Origin of the sequence: Comamonas koreensis, from assembly GCF_021026195.1 — a bacterium.
Lineage (GTDB): Bacteria > Pseudomonadota > Gammaproteobacteria > Burkholderiales > Burkholderiaceae_C > Comamonas > Comamonas koreensis.
Genome location: NZ_JAJNCT010000007.1, coordinates 104847 through 122905 on the forward strand (window position 1 = coordinate 104847; position 18059 = coordinate 122905).

Genomic DNA, 18059 nt, shown 5'->3' on the forward strand with positions numbered 1-18059 from the left:
CTGCGCAGCGGCGCGCAAATCCCGCCAATCCGGGACAGCGGGCGCAGGCGGTTTGCAGGCAAAATCAGGCTTTTGCACCACTACCTGCAGCGTCCCATGAACTTTGGCAGCGACAACCAAGCCGGCGTGTCCCCCCGCATCCTGCAAACCCTGGTGGAGGCCGCCAGCGGCATCCAGTCCGCCTACGGCAACGACGAATGGAGCCAGCGCGCCGAGCAGATGCTGGGCGAGGCCTTTGGCACCCCTGTGAAAGTGTTCTTCGTCACCACCGGCACGGCGGCCAACTGCCTGGCGCTGTCCACCATCGCCCAACCCTGGAACGCCGTGGTCTGCCACAACATGGCCCATATCGCGGTCGATGAGAACAGCGCCCCGGCCTTGTTTACCGGCGGCGCCAGCCTGCTGCCGATGGCCACGGACAATGGCAAGATCAGCGCAGAAGACCTGGCCGCCTTTGTGGAACGCACCCCCCATGACGCCCCCCACAACATGGTGATCAGCGGTCTGAGCATCTCCCAGGTGACTGAGAACGGCCTCGTCTACCAGCCGCAGGAGATCGCTGCACTGGCCACCCAGGCGCATGCCCTTGGCCTGCGCGTGCACATGGATGGCGCGCGCCTGGCCAATGCCGTCGCTGCGCTCCAGTGCCACCCCGGCGATATCACCTGGCGCGCCGGAGTCGATGTGCTGAGCCTGGGCGCCTCCAAGAACGGCGCGCTGATGGCCGAGGCGGTCGTGTTCTTCGACCAGGCGCTGGCCCAGAACTTCTCGCTGCGCATCAAGCGCAGTGGCCAGCTGGTCTCCAAGAGCCGCACCATCGGCGCGCAGTTCTGCGCCTGGCTGGAGGGCGGCCACTGGATGGAGCTGGCCCGCCATGCCAATGCGATGGCGTCCAAGCTGTCTGCCGCGCTGGCCGCCACGCCCAGCGTGCGCCTGAGCTGGCCCACCCAGGCGAATGAAGTGTTTGTGCTGATGCCCATCGCGCTGTATGAACAGCTGCGCGCCCAGGGCGTGCGCTGCACCGACTGGTATGCCAGCAGCGTGCCGGCAGGCACCCAGCTGCAGGCGGGTGAGGTGGTGGTGCGCTTTGTCACCTCCTGGTCCAGCACCGATGAGGAGATCACCGCGCTGATGGACCTGGTGCACAGCCGCCAGCGCCAAGCCGCATAACCTGCCCCCTGCAGCGGCGCGGCAGGCAGACCACAATCGGGCCATGACCTCGCTGCCCGCTGACCCTACGCCCGCACCCCACCCCGGCCCCAGCCTGGAGCTGCGCATTCTGCCCAGCATGGCGGAGTTCGATGCCCCCGCCTGGGATGGGCTGCTGGCCCTGCAGCAGCGCCCCACCCCCTTCATGCGCCACGCCTATCTGCAGGCGCTGGAGGACAGCGGCAGCGCCACTGCGGAGAGTGGCTGGCAGCCTTGCCACCTGAGCCTGTGGCAGGACGACGCGCTGGTGGGCGCCTGCCCGATGTACCTCAAAAGCCATTCCTACGGCGAGTATGTGTTTGACTTCGCCTGGGCGCGGGCCTATGCCGAGCATGGCCTGGATTACTTCCCCAAGGCGGTCATCGCCGTGCCCTTTACCCCCGTGCCGGGCAGCCGCCTGCTGGTGGCCGATGACCGCTTTCGTGCGCCCCTGCTGCATGCCGCCACCCAGTTTTGCGAGCAGCAGGAGATCTCGTCACTGCACCTGCTGTTTGGCGCTACGGCCGATCTGCAGGCGGCAGAAGACATTGCGCTGATGCAGCGCGAGAACGTGCAGTTCCACTGGCGCAACCGCGACGCTACGCAGGCCGGCGATGCCGGGCCCTATGCCGACTTTGATGATTTTCTGGCAGGGCTGCAGCAGGACAAGCGCAAGAAGATTCGCCAGGAAAGGCGCAAGGTGCAGACGGCCGGCGTCACGTTCCGCCATGCCTGCGGCAGCCAGATCAGCGCAGCGGATTGGGACTTTTTCTACCGGTGCTACGAGCGCACCTATCTGGAGCATGGCAACGCGCCCTACCTGACCCCGGCCTTCTTTGCCGCGATGCGTACCGAGATGGCAGAGAACTGGCTGCTCTTCATCGCCGAACGCGAGGGCCACCCCATCGCCACCAGCCTGATTGCCATTGATGCGCCAGGCAGCGGGCCACGCCATGCCTATGGCCGCTACTGGGGTGCGCTGGAGCGGGTGGACTGCCTGCACTTTGAGGCCTGCTACTACCAGCCCATCGAATGGTGCATACGCCAGGGCCTGCAGTGCTTTGAAGGCGGCGCGCAGGGCGAGCACAAGATGGCGCGCGCCCTCATGCCAGTGCGCACCCCCAGCGCCCATTGGCTGGCCCATGCCGGCTTTGCCCAGGCGGTGGAGCGCTACCTGGCGCGCGAATCACAAGGCATGGCGGAATACCAGCGCGCGCTGCAGGAGCACAGCCCGCTCAAACATTCGCAATAAGGTCCGCCCATGCGCCGTCACCCCTGCCCAAGTTGTAATTAATTTTGTCGTGCGCTGCGGTTGTCGGCGATACCGCACAGCAAGCACAAGGCTGCACTGACAAACCCATTCAGAGCGCTTATGCACAATGGCTACACCTTAACCAAGCACGCAAGGAGTGACACCATGAACAAGGACCAAGTCGTAGGCAAGATCAAGGACCTCGCAGGCGAAGCACAAGCGGGTCTCGGCAAGGCCATCAACAGCCCCAGCCAGATTGCCAAGGGCAAGGCGCTGGAAACAGAAGGCGAAATTCAGAAGAAGGCCGGTGATGTGAAGGAGACCTTGAAGGATGCAGCCGACGCAGCCAAGAAGCGCCTCTGAGCCTGACCGACCCTCGGGGTGTAACAGCTGCCTTGATGAACGTCACTAACACATACAAATTACCGACATTGAGGCGCTCAATTTAAGGCAATATAAGCCTATTGATTCAACCGAACCCCTCCTTGGCCAGCATTCGTTGCTGGCATTTTTTTGCCCGCAGCAAATATGCAGGAATCGCCAAGACCGCGTGCACGGTCTGTGCAGACCTGGCAGGAATCGACGCGAGAGAGGTTGGGAAACAGCGAATCAGGCGGCTTGCGCCTGCACCGGTGCCAAGGCCGCCAGCGCGCCCAGCAAGGCCCAGCCGAGCGGCCATTCGCCATGGCCCGATTCCACATTGATATGGCCGGCCGAGGGCACGCGCACAAAGGTGCTGCCCCAGCTTTTGGCATAGGCGCTGGCCATGCGGATGGGGCAATAGGGATCATTGCTGCTGGCCGCCACAATGCTGGCAAAGGGCAGCGGGTTGGCGGGCACGGGCGTGAAGTCTTCAAACAGCGCGCGGCGCTCTGGATCGGCCGGCGCCACAAACAGGGCACCGGCAATGTGGTCTGCTTGCTTGTCGCGCAATTGCTCAATCGCATGCACGCTGGCAATGCAGCCCAGCGAATGGGCCACCAGGATGACCGGGTGCGGGGCCGCCGCAATGGCCCGCTCCACACTCGCCACCCAGGGGCTGCGGTGGGGTTGCAGCCAGTCCTCCTGCTCCACGCGCAAGGCACCGGCAATGCGCTCGGCCCAGAGGCTTTGCCAGTGACCGGGGCCGGAGTTGCGCCAGCCCGGCACGATCACCACCGAGACCGGCGCGCCCGTCTCGGCTTCACCGCGCCAGCCCGGCAGCACAGGCCGCTGGCCATTGCGCTGTGCGGCCACAATGGCCGCATGGCGTGGCGGGGTGGAGGGGTTGATCGTGACAAGACAGGCACCGGACATGCATGCATTGTCAAAGCAGGCTCTTAGATCAACAACGACTATTTTTGAGTATTGTTATTTCCAAAAATAATATCTAGAGAATGTTGTCGACTCAGGATGCTATGCAAAACCCTCGCCCAGCGGGATGGACGCGGATCGGGATGAGCCGCAAGGCGTCTTTTGCAGTCAATAGCGAGCTATTGACAAGGAAGACAACGCAGCGGATCGCCCGAGTCCGCGTTCAGACCACGGCAGGGAGTTTTGCAGAGGGTCCTTAGGTTCCATCGGTTTGGCCGATGCGCTGCAGCGGCAGGTTCTCGCCCATGAAGTCCAGAAACGCCCGCTGCGCCGGCGCCATATTGCGGCGCGATACAAAGGCCGCATGCAGAATGCCTTCGGGGATGCTCCAGCCCGCCAGCAGCTCAACCAGATCGCCATTGGCCACCTCATCGCGCACCATGGCGGCGGGCATCCAGCAGGCGCCGATACCGTCGAGCACCGCGTATTTCAGGGTCACCAGGTCATCGGCCACATAACGCGCCTGGTGGTGGATGGTCACATGCTCACCTTCGGGGCCCACCAGCTGCAAGGTGCTGTTGCCATCGGCGCTGGTCAGCGACATGGTGGGTATCTTGCTGCCCAGGTCTTGCGGGGTCTGCGGCACGCCGTGCACAGCCAGCAGCTCGGGGCTGGCCACCAGGCGCTGGCGCGTCATGCCCAGGCGCTTGACGACCAGGCTCCCGCTGTCATTGAGGTTGGCGCGCACCCGCAGCGCCACATCAATACCCTCCTCGATCAGGTTGATGGTGCGGTTGGTCACCAGCATCTCAATGCGCACCTTGGCATAGGTGCGCAAAAACGCCGGCAGCAGCTTGCCCACCGCGCCCTGGGCCAGGGTCACCGGGCAGGACACCCGCACCGTGCCCGAGGGCTCGCGTTGGGTCTGCTCCATCTCGGCCTGGGCATTCTGTGCCGCCTCGCGGGCCGTCTGGGCATGGCGCAAGAAGGTCTCACCGGCATCCGTCAACGACAGCCTGCGCGTCGTGCGCTGCAGCAGCCGCACACCCAGTTGCGCCTCCAGATCGGCAATGCGGCGCGACAGCCGCGACTTGGGCACCCCCAGCGCGCGGCCTGCCGCAGCAAAGCCGCCGCGCTCGACCACTTCGGCAAAGTAGTACATGTCGTTGAGGTCGTATTTCATGGTCAGAGGCAGCGTGGGCGCGGTCTGCGCGGGCAGAGAGGCAGCAAAAAAGTCTGCCCATCATAGTTCTAAAAATAGAACAATCCAACCCACCCCCACCCCTTAATCCAGCCCGCTCAGAGTGACAGAATTCGTCCATTGGCAAAAATGCTGCGAGTGCAGCAAAAGCCGTCACCTGTTTGAAGGACTGACCATGAAACTGCTGCATATCGATTCGTCCATCCTGGGCGCCAACTCCGTCTCCCGCCAACTCAGCGCCGAAGCCGTCAAGGCCTGGGTCGCCGTGCATCCCAACACCCAGGTGCAATACCTGGACCTGGCCGTCAACACACCACCCCATCTGGGTGCCGACGCGCTGGGCTTCCGCACCGGCCAGGAGGCCAAGACCGAAGCAGAGCGTGTGCAAAATGCCATCTCCGAAACCTTGGTGAGCCAGTTGCTCGAAGCCGACGTGCTGGTCATTGGCGCGCCTTTCTACAACTTCAGCATCCCCACCCAGCTGCGCAGCTGGATCGACCGTGTGCTGCAAGGCGGCCGCACCTTCCGCTACACCGCCAACGGCCCAGAAGGCCTGGCCGGTGGCAAGAAGGTGATCGTGGTGGAATCGCGTGGCGGCATCTACTCGACCAGCGAAGGCGGCCGTGCGATGGAGCACCAGGAAACCTACCTGCAAACCATCTTCGGCTTCATCGGCATCACCGATGTGCACTTTGCCCGTGCCGAAGGCCTGGCCATGGGCCCTGAAGCCCGCGCCGCCGCCATCAGCAAGGCGCAGGCCGAGATTGCCCAGGCGGTAGCCACGCCCATGCAGCAGACCGTAGCGGCCTGATTGCCAGGCGCTTGAACAGCAGGAGGCTGGGTTCCATCCTCCGGCTGCGGCCCGGCACCCACCACCCAGTGCCAGGGCTTTATCGCCGATCTGAAGGAGAGCCTTCCGATCGGCTTTTTTGCGTCTGCATGCCATGGCGATCCACTGAATCAGCCTATTCATACAGCGACTGAAAAATTGTCAACCCATGGTTACAATCGGCCGCCTCTGCTGCGCTAAAACTGCCTTTTCATGAGCCAACTCGGTATCGTCCTGCATGTCTGCGGGCTGTGGATTCTCTCTAGCCTTGATGCGAGCGGCAAGTTGCTGGTCCTGGCGGGGGTGCCGGTGTTGATGGTGGCCTGGTTCCGCTATGTGGGCCATGTGGTGCTGATGGGCGTGTTGGTGCTGCCCAGACGCGGCATGGGGCTGTTTCGCACGCAGTCGCTGTCGCGCCAGATCCAGCGCTCGGTGCTGATGATTGCCACCACCTTGCTGTTCTTCCACGTGCTGAGCATGGTGCCGCTGGCCGAGGGCACGGCGATGAACTTCATGGCGCCGCTGCTGGTGATGGTGCTGGCGCCCTGGCTGCTGGGCGAGCGCCCGGGCTGGCACCGCTGGGCAGGCGTGGTGCTCGGCTTTGTCGGCATGCTGGTGGTCATCCGTCCGGGCGGGCAGTTATCTACCGAAGGGGCCATCTGGGGCGTGGTGACGGCCAGCACCTTTGCGCTGTTCCAGATCAGCACGCGCCGCGTGGCTGCGGATGACCCGCTCACCAGCAACCTCTACGGCGGCCTGTTTGGCGCGCTGGTGCTGAGCGCCCTGCTGCCCTTTTTCTGGAAGCAGCTGGATCTGAGCATCTGGCAATGGCTGCTGCTGGCTTCCACCGGCCTCAGCGGCTTTGTGGGCCACTGGCTGCAGATCACCGCCTACAGCAGGACCAGCGCCACCTTGCTGGCGCCGTTCAACTACCTGCAGATCGTCTCTGCCACCACCTTGGGCTGGCTGATTTTTGGCCAGCTGCCCGATGCGGCGACCGCCGCCGGCATGGCCTTGATCTGCTGCGCAGGCCTGGGTGTGGTGCTGGTCGAAGTCTGGCAACAGCGCCTGCGCAAGCGCCTGGCGGCCTGAAAAAGCCAGCGAAAACAAGAGGGAAAGCGCTGGGAGCATGGGCCCCAATACCCCAGCATTTAAGACCAGCTTCACCATTGAAGAAGTACCCCTTCGTCATTCGCGCACACCGGGGAAACCCAAATATCAAATTGATAGCTATATATGCAAACCCAATGAGCATATAGCGCCCATTCTTTGCAGCTGCGCAGGTTGCAAAACCGGACAACTTGGATTGCCGGACGCCTGAGAGGCTTGGGTGACAATTAACAATTTGGCGGCAATGCTATACATTCGGTGATGACCGTCGCACAAGCGACAAAATTCATAATTCCAGTCACCGAGACGACATGCCATGGACGATCCCATCCTGACCCCCGAAGAGCGCGAAGCCATCAACACAGGGCGCTGGTTCAGCACCCTCTCGCCGACTTTGCGCCATGACATTCTGCGCTGCGCCTATGTCAAGCGCTTCAAGGATGGCGGGTTGATCTTCTCCCGTGGCGATGAGCCCGAAGAGTGGGTGTCCGTGGCCCGGGGTTCCGCCCGCGTCAGCTCGGCGTCGCTGACCGGCAAGCAGATCACCCTGACCTATGTCGAGCCAGGCACCTGGTTTGGCGATGTCGGCCTGTTCGACGACGACACACGCACCCATGATGTCTATGCCCATGGCGAGACCACCCTGGTGTGCGTCAGCAAGGCGGATTTCCAGCGCATTCTGCAGACCCATGTGGAGTTCTACCAGGCGCTGGCGCGCATGCATGCGCGCCGCATCCGCAGCCTCTACGGCATGGTGGAAGACCTCAACACCCTGCCACTGCGCGCACGGCTGGCCAAGCAGCTGCTGCACCTCTCGCGCAGCTACGGCGTGCCCGGCAAGGAAAGCAGCGAAACCCGCATCGGCCTGCAACTGGCCCAGGAAGAGCTGGCCCAGCTACTCGGCGCCTCGCGCCAGCGCGTGAACCAGGAACTCAAATCGATGGAGCGCGAATCGTCCATCCGCATCGAGCCTTCGGGGCTGACGGTGCGCGACAGCAATGCGCTGCGCCGCATTGCTGCGTCTGAGTAATTACGCAGTAGTTATGCGACACCCCGGCCCACGCTTTGCGCATCGCGGTGGGCCGCAGGTCGAACGACCTGTCTAAAAAACGCCGTAGCTGTAGGCCACGTACAAAGCGGCCAATACACCAACCACGGCCAGAATGCGCATGATGCGTCCCATCGCTCGTTCTCCCTGCTTGTAATGCTAAAAGGGCTCAGCCCCGGCCCAGCGCCATGGCCACGCCCCGGTTGGCCAGCGCATCAGCGCGCTCATTGCCAGGATCGCCGGCATGGCCCTTGACCCAGTGCCAGGTGATGCGGTGCTCTCCACCGTGCACCAGCGCATCCAGGCGCTGCCAGAGGTCCACGTTCTTGACGGGCTCCTTGCTCGCCGTGCGCCAACCCTTGGCCTTCCAGCCGGTGATCCATTCGGTGATGCCTTTGCGCACGTACTGGCTGTCCAGATACAGCTGCACGTCGCAGGGGCGCTTCAGGGCTTCGAGCGCCTGGATCACCGCCATCAGTTCCATGCGGTTGTTGGTGGTGCCCAGCTCGCCACCGAACAGCTCCTTCTGCGCTGTGCCAGCGCTGAGCAAAGCGCCCCAGCCGCCTGGGCCAGGGTTGCCCTTGCAGGCACCGTCCGTATAAATCACCACTTGGTTCACAACCACTCCTTGGCACTTGCCACGATTACAGGGGGCCACTATAAGCGCATTTGCGGGCGGTTTGCGCTCCCACATGGGCAGGGCGCGGCTTGGTGCTGACGCGCTATTCGGCGCTGCGCTGGGTCTCGGTCAGCCGCTCGCGGGCGGCCACCGCAGGGCGCGCAACGCCGCTGGGGGCTGGCGCCCTCCAGGGCGCAGCCAGCTTGTGCATGCTGGGGACTTTTTTCACTGCTTCGGCAAAATACACGCCACCCAGCACCGGCCAGGCCGTGGGTCCTACCCGGTCCATCCATTCCCAGCGGCTCAGCCAGCTGTCGCTGCGCATCGCAGGGCGAAAGCAGCCAAAGCTGGCGCTTTGCAGCTCCAGCCCCAGCAGCTTGAGCCAGTCGCGCAAACGCCCGTAGCCGATCAGGTTGCGGTCATCGGGCATGGGCGGCAGCTTTTGCAGGCCAGGAATGCGCCGGGCCCAGGTGTGCATGCCCCAGAGGCTGGCCGGGTTGATGCCGCTGATCAGCACCCGGCCTTCAGGCACCATCACCCGCGCCACCTCGCGCAGCACCGCATGCGGGTCAGCGCTCAGCTCCAGGGTATGGGGCAGCAGCACCAGGTCCAAGGTATCGGGGCCGAACGGCAGCGCATGGGCATCACAGAGCAGGCTGGCAGTGACGGCCTCCGCGGGCGTTGCAGGCAGGCCCACATCGCTTTGTAAAGGCGGCGCAAAGCTCTGTACATCTGCCAGCCGGCTTTGCTGCCACTGCAGGGCCTGCTCTGTCGAGTCAAGCGCCAGCCAGCGGTGGGGCGTGCGATTGTTGCGCAGCCCCTGCAGCGGGAAAAGCCCGATCTGCAGGCTATGGAAGCCAAAAATATCGGCCACGGCATCGTCGTAACATGTTTGCTCCCAGGACAGCATGTAGCTGCCCAGCGGCGTCTGCCACCAATTTTGCGTGCCTATAATTTGGTCATTCATGCATCTGTTACCTCTGCCCGCTTTCAACGACAACTACATCTGGCTGCTGCACGACGGACAGCACGCGCTGGTCGTCGACCCAGGCCAGGCCGCGCCCGCGCTTGACGCGCTGCGCCGCCTCGATCTGCAGCTGCAAGCCATTGTAGTGACCCACCACCACGGCGACCATACGGGCGGCGTGGCTGAGCTGCGCGAGGCCACCGGCGCCCCGGTCTACGGCCCCGCCACCGAGGACATCCCCCAGCCTTGCCAGCCCATGCGGGGTGGTGACAAGCTGGATCTGTTGGGCCTGCCGTGGCAGGTGATCGATGTGCCCGGCCATACCGCCGGGCATATCGCTTATTACTGCGCCGATGTAGCCGGGCAGCCACTGCTGTTCTGTGGCGACACCTTGTTCTCAGGCGGCTGCGGCCGCCTTTTTGAAGGCACGCCCGCGCAGATGCATGCATCACTGTCGGCGCTGGCTGCGCTGCCCGCCAACACGCGGGTCTGCGCCGCCCATGAGTACACGCTCTCCAACCTGCGCTTTGCGCAGGCGGTAGAGCCCGACAACCAGGACATCGCCCATTACCTGGCGCACTGCGAGCAGTTGCGCGAGCGGGGCGAGCCGACCTTGCCTGCGCAACTTGGCAACGAGCTGCGCATCAACCCTTTCCTGCGCTGCAGCCTGGCCCCCGTGGCCCGCGCTGCGCAGCAGTTTGATCCCTCCACCCCTGGCAGCGACCCGGTCGCCGTTTTTGCCGCGCTGCGTCGCTGGAAGAACCAATTCTGATGAAGTATCTGTACCTGTGGAGCCTGAGCGCCCTACTCGCCCTGACGGGCTGCGCCATGACCGAAACCGGCGGCCCCCCCACCGCCAATGCAGACGATGCCACCAAGACCAGCTCGGTACCGCACACCCCCAGCTACCCCAGCGGCCCCTTGAGCCCCATCAATGCGGCCAGCCTGCAGGGCAATGGCGCCGTCACCAGCCTGGCCGTGCCCGATGACCTCTGGGACCGCATACGCCGTGGCTTTGCAATGCCCGATCTGGAGAACGACCTGGTCAGCAACCAGGAGCAGTGGTACTCCACGCGCCCCGATTACATCCAGCGCATGACCGCGCGCTCCTCCAAGTACATGTTCCATATCGTCGAGGAGCTCGAGCGCCGGGGCATGCCGACCGAGCTGGCCCTGCTGCCCTATATCGAGAGCGCCTACAACCCGCAGGCGGTCTCCAGCGCCAAGGCGGCCGGCATGTGGCAGTTCATGCCCGCCACCGGCACCTATTTCGATCTGAAGCAGAACATGTTCCGCGACGACCGCCGCGATGTGCTGGCCTCGACCCGCGCGGCACTGGACTACCTGCAAAAGCTCTACAACATGTTTGGCGACTGGCACCTGGCACTGGCAGCCTACAACTGGGGCGAAGGCAGTGTGGGCCGCGCCATTGCCCGCAACCAGAAGCAAGGCCTGGGCGGCGCCTACACCGACCTGAGCATGCCCGATGAGACGCGCAACTACGTGCCCAAGCTGCAGGCGGTCAAGAACATCATCGCCCACCCCGAGCGCTTCCAGGCCGAGTTGCCGCTGATCGAGAACCACCCTTACTTCCAGGCCGTGACCCTGGACCGCGATATCGACACCGCCCAGGTGGCCGAGATGGCCGGCGTCACGATGGATGAGCTCAAGTCGCTCAACCCCTCGTTCAACCGCCCGGTGATCTTCAAGGCCGGCACACCGCAGGTACTGCTGCCCTGGGACAACGCCAATGTCTTCCGCCGCAACCTGCAGGCCCATGAGAAAGGCCAGTACGCCAGCTGGACCGTGTGGACCGTGCCCAGCACCATGACCGTGGCCACCGCCGCCGGTATGGTCGGCATGAGCGAGAACGACCTGCGCGCGGTCAACAACATTCCGCCGCGCATGATGGTCAAAGGTGGCTCGGCGCTGATGGTGCCGCGCTCGGCCGCCGTCAAGCAGGACGTCTCCAGCCACCTGGCCGACAACGCCCACATCGCGCTGACCCCGGAAGTGGTCACCCGCCGCACGACCGTCAAGGCCCGCAAGGGCGATACCGTCGCCCGCGTGGCCCAGCGCTACCGGGTCACCGCCGCACAGGTGGCTGACTGGAACGATGTCGGCGTCAAGAGCGCCTTCAAGGTGGGCCACCAGGTGGTGCTGTATATGCCCGTGCGCGTAGGTGCTGCACCAGCAGCGCGCGGCGGCCAGGCGGCGCGCGGCAGCCGCAGCAGCAATGCCAAAAGGCCGGCGGTGCGCCAGACAGCGACCCAGAAGGCCCCCTCCAAGCGCAGCACCAGCACCACGAAGAAAAAGCGCTGAGGCAACCCACGCCCCCGCACAGGACGCTCCTCGGAGCGTCTTTTTTTATGCGCACAGACCTTACGGACAAAGGCCTCGCACTATGCTGGGCGCACCACAAAGGAGAGCGCATGCGCGAAGGATTGGAAAAACTGCTGGCCAAGGGACAGGACAGCGCCGTGCTGCGCTTTGGCCTGGGCCAGGCCTGCTTGAAGGAAGAAGACTATGCGGCCGCCGCGCTGCACCTGGCGCAGGCCGTCGCGCAGAACCCGCAGTATTCGGCGGCCTGGAAGCTGCTGGGCAAGGCCCAGCTGGAATCGGGCGCAACGGACGCCCGTGCACAAGCCCAGGCCAGCTGGCAGCAAGGCCTACAGGTGGCAGAGCAGCAGGGGGACACGCAGACGGTCAAGGAGCTCACGGTGTTCCTCAAACGCCTGCAGAAAGCGGCTGGCTGAGCCGCCTTGGAGCGGGATCGTCCAAGAAAAAACGGCAAGGGCCTGGAAGGCGCTTGCCGTTTCATCATGGCAGCTGGCTAGCAGCTCTAGCCAGGTACCGATGATCAGTTGTCCAGCTTGGGGTCCAGCGCGTCGCGCAGGCCATCGCCCAGCAGGTTGAAGGCCAGCACCGTCACAAAGATCGCCAGGCTCGGGAACAGGGCCACATGCGGGGCGTTGAGCATATCGCTGCGCGCCTCGTTCAGCATGGCGCCCCACTCCGGCGTCGGTGGCTGTGCGCCCATGCCCAGAAAGGACAGGCTGGCAGCGGTGATGATCGAGGTGCCGATACGCATGGTCAGGTAGACCACCACGGAAGACACGGTGCCCGGCAGCAGGTGGCGCAGCATGATGACCCGGTCAGGCGCGCCAATGGAGCGTACCGCCTCGATATAGGTCTGCTGCTTGAGCGCCAGCACATTGCCGCGCACCAGGCGGGCAAAGGCCGGCACGCTGAACACGGCCACCGCCATGATCACATTGATCATGCCGTTGCCCAGGATGGCGACGATACCGATGGCCAGCAGGATGCCGGGGAAGGCAAACAGCACATCGGACATGCGCATCACGCTGCGGTCCCACCAGCCTTCGTAGTAGCCGGCCAGCAGGCCCAGGATGGCGCCGATCACCGCACCAATGGCCACCGACACAAAGCCCGCAGCCAGCGAGATGCGCGCACCCACCAGGATGCGGCTGAAGATGTCGCGGCCCAGCGAATCGACGCCAAACCAGTGCTTGGCGGTGGGGGGCGAGTTCAGCGCGTCGTAGTCAAAGAAGTTCTCGGCATCGTAGGGCACGATCCAGGGCGCCAGGATGGCGACCAGCACCAGCGCGATGATGAAGACGCCGGCCAACAAGGCCAGCTTCTGGCGCTTGAACTTGCGCCAGAACTCGGCCATCGGCGTGCGCATGCGCGTCGACGCGGCCAGGTTGGCGGGCAGGGATGGCGCAGCAGCGCCAGCAGCGGAGGCCGCCGCCACAGGGCGATCGGCAGATTCAGGAGCGTTCGGAGTATTCATGGCCAAAGCACCTGCTTAGCGATAACGGATGGTGGGGTTGATCCAGGCATAGAGCAGGTCGACCACCAGATTGATCAGGATGAATTCCAGCGAGAACAGCAGCACCAGGGCCTGGATGATGGGGTAGTCGCGCATCTCGACCGCGTCGACCAGCAAGCGGCCCATGCCCGGCCAGTTGAACACCACCTCGACAACGATGGAGCCGCCCAGCAGGAAGCCGAACTGCAGACCCATCATGGTCACCACCGGAATCATCGCATTGCGCAGGCCGTGCTTGATAACAACCACGGTCTCCTTCAAGCCCTTGGCGCGCGCGGTGCGCACATAGTCCTCTTTGAGGATGTCGATGAAGGAGCTGCGGGTAAAGCGCGCCATCACTGCCGCCACGGCCGCACCCAGGGTCAGCGACGGCAGCACATAGTGCTTCCAGCTGTCGGCGCCCACGGTGGGCAGCCAGCCGAGCTTGACCGAGAAATACTGCATCAGCAGCATGCCCAGCGCAAACGATGGGAAGGAGATGCCCGACACCGCCAGGGTCATGCCCAGGCGATCGGGCCACTGATTGCGCCAGACGGCCGAGACAATGCCCAGGAACATACCCAGCACCACCGACCAGGCCATGGCCACGACGGTGAGCCAGAAGGTCGGGCCAAAGCGCTCGGCAATCTCTTGCGAGACCGGGCGCTTCGTCCGGATGGATTTTCCAAAATCGCCCTGCAACGCATTGCTGAAGTAACGGATGAACTGCTGGTGCATGGGCAGGTCCAGCCCCAGGTCCTTGCGGACCAGTTCGATCGTCTCCGGGCCAGCTTCGGGGCCAGCAGCCAGGCGCGCGGGGTCACCGGGCAGCATGTGCACAAAGCCAAAAACCAGCACGCCCACGATGAGCAGTGTGGGTATCAGCCCGAGCAAGCGTTTGAGCAGGTAGCGATACATGGATTACTTCAGGTCGACGTCGGTGAAATTGAAGTTGCCGTCCGGGATCACGTAGAAGCCCGTCAGCTTCTTGGACTTGGCCGACACCAGCTGCTCGGTGTTCAGGAAGATCCAGGGCGCATCCTTCCAGATCTTTTGCTGGGCATCTGCGTAGATCTTGCCGCGCTCGGCCGCATCGGTGGTCACCAGCGCCTTGGCAATGTCGGCATTGACTTCGGCATTGTTGTAGTAGGCGGTGTTGAAGCCGCGTGGAGGCTGGCTTTCACCGGCCAGCAGTGGGCGCATGGCCCAGTCGGCTTCGCCGGTGGACGAGGACCAGCCCACGTAGTACATGCGCACGGCAGCCTTCGCTGGGTCCTGCACCGATTCCACTTCAGCCACGCGCTGGCCTGCTTCCAGCGCACGCACCGTCACCTTCACTCCCACCTGGGCCAGTTGCTGCTGGGCAAACTGGATGACCTTCTGGGCCGTCGAGTGGTTGTAGGCCGACCACAGGGTGCTCTCAAAGCCATTGGGGTAGCCCGCTTCCTTCAGCAAGGCCTTGGCCTTGGCTGGATCGTAGGGCCAGGGGCCCAGCTTGGTGGCAAATTCAACGCCCTTGGGCAGCACGCCTTCGGAGGGGATGGCGTAGCCGGCAAATGCCACCTTGGCCAGTGCTTCCTTGTTGATGGCGTAGTTCAGCGCCTCACGCACCTTCGGATTGTCGAAAGGCTTTTGCGTGGTGTTCAGCGAGATGTAGCGCGCAATGATCGAAGGCGCCACCACGATGTCGAGGTTGGCATTCTTCTTGAGGTTTTCAACTGCTTCGGGCGGCACACTGAAAGCGAACTGCGCCTCACCGGTCTGCATCATCGACGAACGGGTGTTGTTGTCCACCACCGGGCGCCAGGTGATCGAATCCACCTTGGGCAGGCCTTGCTGCCAGTAGCCGTCAAACTTGCTGACCTTCACATAGTCGGAAGGCTTCCACTCGACGAACTTGAAGGGGCCGGTGCCCACGGGGTGCTGGGCAATGTCCTTGCCATACTGCTTGAGCGCAGCGGGCGAGATGATCACGCCCGAGGGGTGGGCCAGCGAGTTGACGAAAGGCGCAAACTGCTCTTTGAGCGTGAACTTGACGGTGTGCTCGTCCACCGCCTCAGTCTTGGCGATGTTCTTGTACAGGTTGTAGCGCTTGAGCTTGTTGTCGGGGTTGGTCACGCGGTCAAAGTTGGCCTTCACCGCTTCGGCATTGAAGGGGGTGCCGTCATGGAACTTCACGCCGCTGCGCAGCTTGAAGGTGTAGACCAGACCGTCCTTGCTCACGTCGTAGCCGGTGGCCAGCACGGGGATCATCTTCATGTCCTTGTCGAAGCTGTACAAGCCTTCGTAGAAGGACTTGGCCATCGCTTGCGACACGGTGTCATTGGCGTCATAGGGGTCCGTCGTCGTGAAAGACGAGTACACGGCCACCGTCACATCCTTGGCGGCAAACGCCGGCAAAGCCGAGCCCGCCATCAGCATGGCTGCGGCGATCGAAGTCAAACGTCGTTGCATATCAACTCTCCTCTTCAGGTTTTGCATCGGCTGGCCCACCACGGCGGCGGCCAGACCCACTACATTCTTGGCATTACGCACCCAGGCACCCTGCGCAGGCTCAAGCCGGCTGCAGATCCTGCACCTCGCCTGCAGGCACCGCAGGCTGGGGCATCTCCTGCGCCACCCAGTGGCCCGGGCCCACCTCGCGCATCGGCAGCACGCGTGGCGGGTCATCCACGCCGCGCACGGGGCTAGGGATCTCGGCCACATTCAAGGTGTGCTGGCGGCGCTGCGTGGGGTCGGCAATCGGCACGGCCGCCATCAGGCGCTTGGTATAGGGGTGCTGCGGGTTCTCGAACACCGCGCGGCGCGGACCGATCTCGACGATCTGGCCCAGGTACATGACGGCCACGCGGTGGCTGACACGCTCGACCACGGCCATGTCATGCGAGATGAACAGAAAGGCGATGCCGAACTCCTGCTGCAGGTCCATCATCAGGTTGATGATCTGCGCGCGGATCGACACATCAAGGGCGGAGACGGCCTCGTCGGCAATCACCACCTTGGGGTTCAAGGCCAGTGCACGGGCAATGGCAATGCGCTGGCGCTGGCCGCCCGAGAACTCATGCGGATAGCGGTTGGCGGCAGCCGGTGGCAGGCCCACCTTCTCCAGCAGCCACTCCACCTTTTTCTCGGCCTGCTCGCGCGGCAGCAGCTTGTGGATCAGCATGGGCTCCAGAATGCTGTAGCCCACCGTCAGTCGAGGGTCGAGCGAGGCAAACGGGTCCTGGAAGATGAACTGGATATCGCGGCGCAGCGCTTGCAGCTGTGCGCCTTGCAGCTTGGCAATATCGCGCCCGGCCACTTGCACATCGCCGGACTGGAAATCGATCAAACGGGCCAGCGCACGGCCCGTGGTGGACTTGCCGCAACCGGATTCGCCGACCACAGCCAGGGTCTCGCCCGGCTGCAGGCTCAGGCTCACCTGCTCGACTGCATAGACCTGGCGCTTGACGCCGCCAAACAGGCCTTCCTTGATCGGAAAGCGCGTGACCAGCTTGTTGACCTTCAGCACCGGCTCGCCCGCTTGCACGGTCGATGGCTGGGCTGCGGGCGCCTCGGCTTGCGTGCTCTGGCCCAGCAGGCTGAAGCGCTCGGGCAGATCCTTGCCGCGCATGGCGCCCAGCTGCGGCACGGCGGCCAGCAGGTTGCGGGTGTAGGTCTGCTGCGGGTTGGCAAACAGCTGCACGCAGTTCTGCTCTTCCACCTTGTCGCCACGGTACATCACCAGCACGCGGTCGGCCACCTCGGCCACCACGCCCATGTCGTGGGTGATGAAGATCACGCCCATCGACATCTCGCGCTGCAGCTCCTGCACCAGCGCCAGAATCTGGGCCTGGATGGTCACATCCAGCGCCGTCGTCGGCTCATCGGCAATCAGCAGCGAGGGCTTGCAGGACAGAGCCATCGCAATCATCACGCGCTGGCGCATGCCGCCCGACAGCTGGTGCGGGTGGCGCGTGAGCACATTGCGCGCCTCCGGAATGCGCACCAGCTCCATCATGCGCAGCGCCTCGGCCATGGCGGCGCTGTTCGACTTGCCCTGGTGCAGCCGAATCGATTCGGCAATCTGCTCGCCCACGGTGAACACCGGGTTTAGCGAGGTCATCGGCTCCTGAAACACCATGGCCATATCGGCCCCGCGCACCTGGCGCATCTGCGCTGGCGTGGCCTTGGCCAGGTCGATGGTGCCGGCATGGCGGCCGCGCAGCAGCATCGAGCCGCTGTCGATCTGGCCGCCACCGGTTTCCACCAGCCGCATCAGCGCCAGCGACGTAACCGACTTTCCCGAGCCCGACTCGCCCACCACCGCCAGGGTCTGGCCGGCATAGACATCGAGGTTCAGGTTCTTGACCACCTGCACCCGCCCCTGCTCGGTCTTGAAGCTCACGGACAGATCCCGCACCTGCAAAACGGGCGGCGTCAGGTCATCGTGCACGGGAGGAGAACTGGGGTTGGACATAGGTAGAAGGGGCAGTGCTGGTCTTCGAGAAGAAGGCACGAGCCGTAATGCAGGACAGGCACCCGGGTTGGGACAAATCCTTGAGAAAAATCCCCGTGATAGCAAGAACACTGGGGCTTACACTTTCACCTGGGTGACAGTGCTAGCAATTGTAGAAAGCCGGGGATGGGGTTTGGATGCAAAACCTCCTATGGTTTTCACCTACGCAATATCCGCAGCAGCGCGCACCACTGTGGTGCGGTGGCTTGCCCCGTTGCAGGC

17 protein-coding genes are annotated in these 18059 nt (G+C 63.8%); 9 read left to right on the top strand and 8 right to left on the bottom strand.

The window, feature by feature from the left end; translation table 11 throughout:
* Window positions 1–96 precede the first annotated feature (96 nt).
* The 3 genes from LPW39_RS07570 (at window position 97) to LPW39_RS07580 (ending at window position 2803) form a co-directional block, all read left to right on the top strand.
* Window positions 97–1170: a threonine aldolase family protein gene (locus LPW39_RS07570; protein ID WP_230773092.1), complete on the top strand. Its 1074-nt coding sequence runs from the start codon at window positions 97–99 to the stop codon at window positions 1168–1170.
* Between the two features lie 43 nt (window positions 1171–1213).
* Window positions 1214–2440 carry a GNAT family N-acetyltransferase gene (locus tag LPW39_RS07575; RefSeq protein ID WP_230773094.1) on the top strand — a complete coding sequence of 409 codons (1227 nt, stop codon included), beginning with the start codon at window positions 1214–1216 and terminating at the stop codon, window positions 2438–2440.
* 165 nt (window positions 2441–2605) lie between these two features.
* Entirely contained in the window at window positions 2606–2803 is a 198-nt protein-coding gene (locus LPW39_RS07580; protein ID WP_230773096.1) for a CsbD family protein, read from the top strand.
* 246 nt (window positions 2804–3049) lie between these two features.
* On the opposite strand, the gene LPW39_RS07585 is transcribed toward LPW39_RS07580, so the two are convergent.
* Window positions 3050–3736 carry an RBBP9/YdeN family alpha/beta hydrolase gene (locus LPW39_RS07585; RefSeq protein ID WP_230773098.1) on the bottom strand — a complete coding sequence of 229 codons (687 nt, stop codon included), beginning with the start codon at window positions 3734–3736 and terminating at the stop codon, window positions 3050–3052.
* 253 nt (window positions 3737–3989) lie between these two features.
* The gene (locus tag LPW39_RS07590; RefSeq protein ID WP_021025134.1) at window positions 3990–4916 is read right to left on the bottom strand and encodes a LysR family transcriptional regulator; all 927 of its coding nucleotides are present in this window, start codon (window positions 4914–4916) and stop codon (window positions 3990–3992) included.
* 193 nt (window positions 4917–5109) lie between these two features.
* Here LPW39_RS07590 and LPW39_RS07595 point away from each other — a divergent pair, with 193 nt between their 5' ends.
* The 3 genes from LPW39_RS07595 to LPW39_RS07605 all read left to right on the top strand — a co-directional run bounded on the left by LPW39_RS07595 (window position 5110) and on the right by LPW39_RS07605 (window position 7903).
* On the top strand, window positions 5110–5745 hold the full coding sequence (locus LPW39_RS07595; RefSeq protein WP_230773102.1) for an FMN-dependent NADH-azoreductase: 636 nt from the start codon (window positions 5110–5112) through the stop codon (window positions 5743–5745).
* A 231-nt stretch (window positions 5746–5976) separates the two neighbouring features.
* Window positions 5977–6855, top strand: a complete 879-nt coding sequence (locus tag LPW39_RS07600; protein WP_230773105.1) for a DMT family transporter — start codon at window positions 5977–5979, stop codon at window positions 6853–6855.
* Between the two features lie 334 nt (window positions 6856–7189).
* The gene (locus LPW39_RS07605; RefSeq protein WP_230773108.1) at window positions 7190–7903 is read left to right on the top strand and encodes a Crp/Fnr family transcriptional regulator; all 714 of its coding nucleotides are present in this window, start codon (window positions 7190–7192) and stop codon (window positions 7901–7903) included.
* A 187-nt stretch (window positions 7904–8090) separates the two neighbouring features.
* Here LPW39_RS07605 and rnhA read toward each other — a convergent pair whose 3' ends face one another.
* Window positions 8091–8540: a ribonuclease HI gene (gene rnhA, locus LPW39_RS07610; protein WP_027010474.1), complete on the bottom strand. Its 450-nt coding sequence runs from the start codon at window positions 8538–8540 to the stop codon at window positions 8091–8093.
* Window positions 8541–8643: 103 nt separating this feature from the next.
* On the bottom strand, window positions 8644–9507 hold the full coding sequence (locus LPW39_RS07615; RefSeq protein WP_230773109.1) for a class I SAM-dependent methyltransferase: 864 nt from the start codon (window positions 9505–9507) through the stop codon (window positions 8644–8646).
* Between LPW39_RS07615 and gloB the strand changes: the two genes are divergently transcribed.
* The 3 genes from gloB (at window position 9506) to LPW39_RS07630 (ending at window position 12263) form a co-directional block, all read left to right on the top strand.
* Complete coding sequence (gene gloB, locus LPW39_RS07620) at window positions 9506–10279, top strand: hydroxyacylglutathione hydrolase (RefSeq protein ID WP_230773112.1); 774 nt, start codon at window positions 9506–9508, stop codon at window positions 10277–10279. The genes LPW39_RS07615 and gloB overlap by 2 nt on opposite strands.
* The gene (locus tag LPW39_RS07625) at window positions 10279–11829 is read left to right on the top strand and encodes a transglycosylase SLT domain-containing protein (RefSeq protein WP_230773119.1); all 1551 of its coding nucleotides are present in this window, start codon (window positions 10279–10281) and stop codon (window positions 11827–11829) included. Before gloB ends, LPW39_RS07625 begins: the two co-directional genes overlap by 1 nt.
* 110 nt (window positions 11830–11939) lie before the next feature.
* Window positions 11940–12263, top strand: a complete 324-nt coding sequence (locus tag LPW39_RS07630; protein WP_230773121.1) for a tetratricopeptide repeat protein — start codon at window positions 11940–11942, stop codon at window positions 12261–12263.
* 104 nt (window positions 12264–12367) lie between these two features.
* Here the strand turns inward: LPW39_RS07630 and gsiD are convergent, their stop codons facing one another.
* From gsiD to LPW39_RS07650, 4 genes are all read right to left on the bottom strand, one after another.
* On the bottom strand, window positions 12368–13321 hold the full coding sequence (gsiD, locus tag LPW39_RS07635) for a glutathione ABC transporter permease GsiD (RefSeq protein WP_269075785.1): 954 nt from the start codon (window positions 13319–13321) through the stop codon (window positions 12368–12370).
* Between the two features lie 15 nt (window positions 13322–13336).
* Window positions 13337–14257, bottom strand: a complete 921-nt coding sequence (gsiC, locus tag LPW39_RS07640; protein WP_021025124.1) for a glutathione ABC transporter permease GsiC — start codon at window positions 14255–14257, stop codon at window positions 13337–13339.
* 3 nt (window positions 14258–14260) lie between these two features.
* Complete coding sequence (gsiB, locus tag LPW39_RS07645) at window positions 14261–15793, bottom strand: glutathione ABC transporter substrate-binding protein GsiB (protein ID WP_230773123.1); 1533 nt, start codon at window positions 15791–15793, stop codon at window positions 14261–14263.
* 100 nt (window positions 15794–15893) lie between these two features.
* Window positions 15894–17798 carry a dipeptide ABC transporter ATP-binding protein gene (locus LPW39_RS07650; protein ID WP_230773124.1) on the bottom strand — a complete coding sequence of 635 codons (1905 nt, stop codon included), beginning with the start codon at window positions 17796–17798 and terminating at the stop codon, window positions 15894–15896.
* Window positions 17799–18059 lie beyond the last annotated feature (261 nt).

What these genes read in the sequence shown, in the direction of transcription:
- LPW39_RS07570 (WP_230773092.1), top strand. Translation starts at nt 97, where the DNA reads ATGAACTTTGGCAGCGACAACCAAGCCGGCGTGTCCCCCCGCATCCTG.
- LPW39_RS07575 (WP_230773094.1), top strand. Translation starts at nt 1,214, where the DNA reads ATGACCTCGCTGCCCGCTGACCCTACGCCCGCACCCCACCCCGGCCCC.
- LPW39_RS07580 (WP_230773096.1), top strand. Translation starts at nt 2,606, where the DNA reads ATGAACAAGGACCAAGTCGTAGGCAAGATCAAGGACCTCGCAGGCGAA.
- LPW39_RS07585 (WP_230773098.1), bottom strand. Translation starts at nt 3,736, where the DNA reads ATGTCCGGTGCCTGTCTTGTCACGATCAACCCCTCCACCCCGCCACGC.
- LPW39_RS07590 (WP_021025134.1), bottom strand. Translation starts at nt 4,916, where the DNA reads ATGAAATACGACCTCAACGACATGTACTACTTTGCCGAAGTGGTCGAG.
- LPW39_RS07595 (WP_230773102.1), top strand. Translation starts at nt 5,110, where the DNA reads ATGAAACTGCTGCATATCGATTCGTCCATCCTGGGCGCCAACTCCGTC.
- LPW39_RS07600 (WP_230773105.1), top strand. Translation starts at nt 5,977, where the DNA reads ATGAGCCAACTCGGTATCGTCCTGCATGTCTGCGGGCTGTGGATTCTC.
- LPW39_RS07605 (WP_230773108.1), top strand. Translation starts at nt 7,190, where the DNA reads ATGGACGATCCCATCCTGACCCCCGAAGAGCGCGAAGCCATCAACACA.
- gloB (WP_230773112.1), top strand. Translation starts at nt 9,506, where the DNA reads ATGCATCTGTTACCTCTGCCCGCTTTCAACGACAACTACATCTGGCTG.
- LPW39_RS07615 (WP_230773109.1), bottom strand. Translation starts at nt 9,507, where the DNA reads ATGAATGACCAAATTATAGGCACGCAAAATTGGTGGCAGACGCCGCTG.
- LPW39_RS07625 (WP_230773119.1), top strand. Translation starts at nt 10,279, where the DNA reads ATGAAGTATCTGTACCTGTGGAGCCTGAGCGCCCTACTCGCCCTGACG.
- LPW39_RS07630 (WP_230773121.1), top strand. Translation starts at nt 11,940, where the DNA reads ATGCGCGAAGGATTGGAAAAACTGCTGGCCAAGGGACAGGACAGCGCC.
- gsiD (WP_269075785.1), bottom strand. Translation starts at nt 13,321, where the DNA reads ATGAATACTCCGAACGCTCCTGAATCTGCCGATCGCCCTGTGGCGGCG.
- gsiC (WP_021025124.1), bottom strand. Translation starts at nt 14,257, where the DNA reads ATGTATCGCTACCTGCTCAAACGCTTGCTCGGGCTGATACCCACACTG.
- gsiB (WP_230773123.1), bottom strand. Translation starts at nt 15,793, where the DNA reads ATGCAACGACGTTTGACTTCGATCGCCGCAGCCATGCTGATGGCGGGC.
- LPW39_RS07650 (WP_230773124.1), bottom strand. Translation starts at nt 17,798, where the DNA reads ATGTCCAACCCCAGTTCTCCTCCCGTGCACGATGACCTGACGCCGCCC.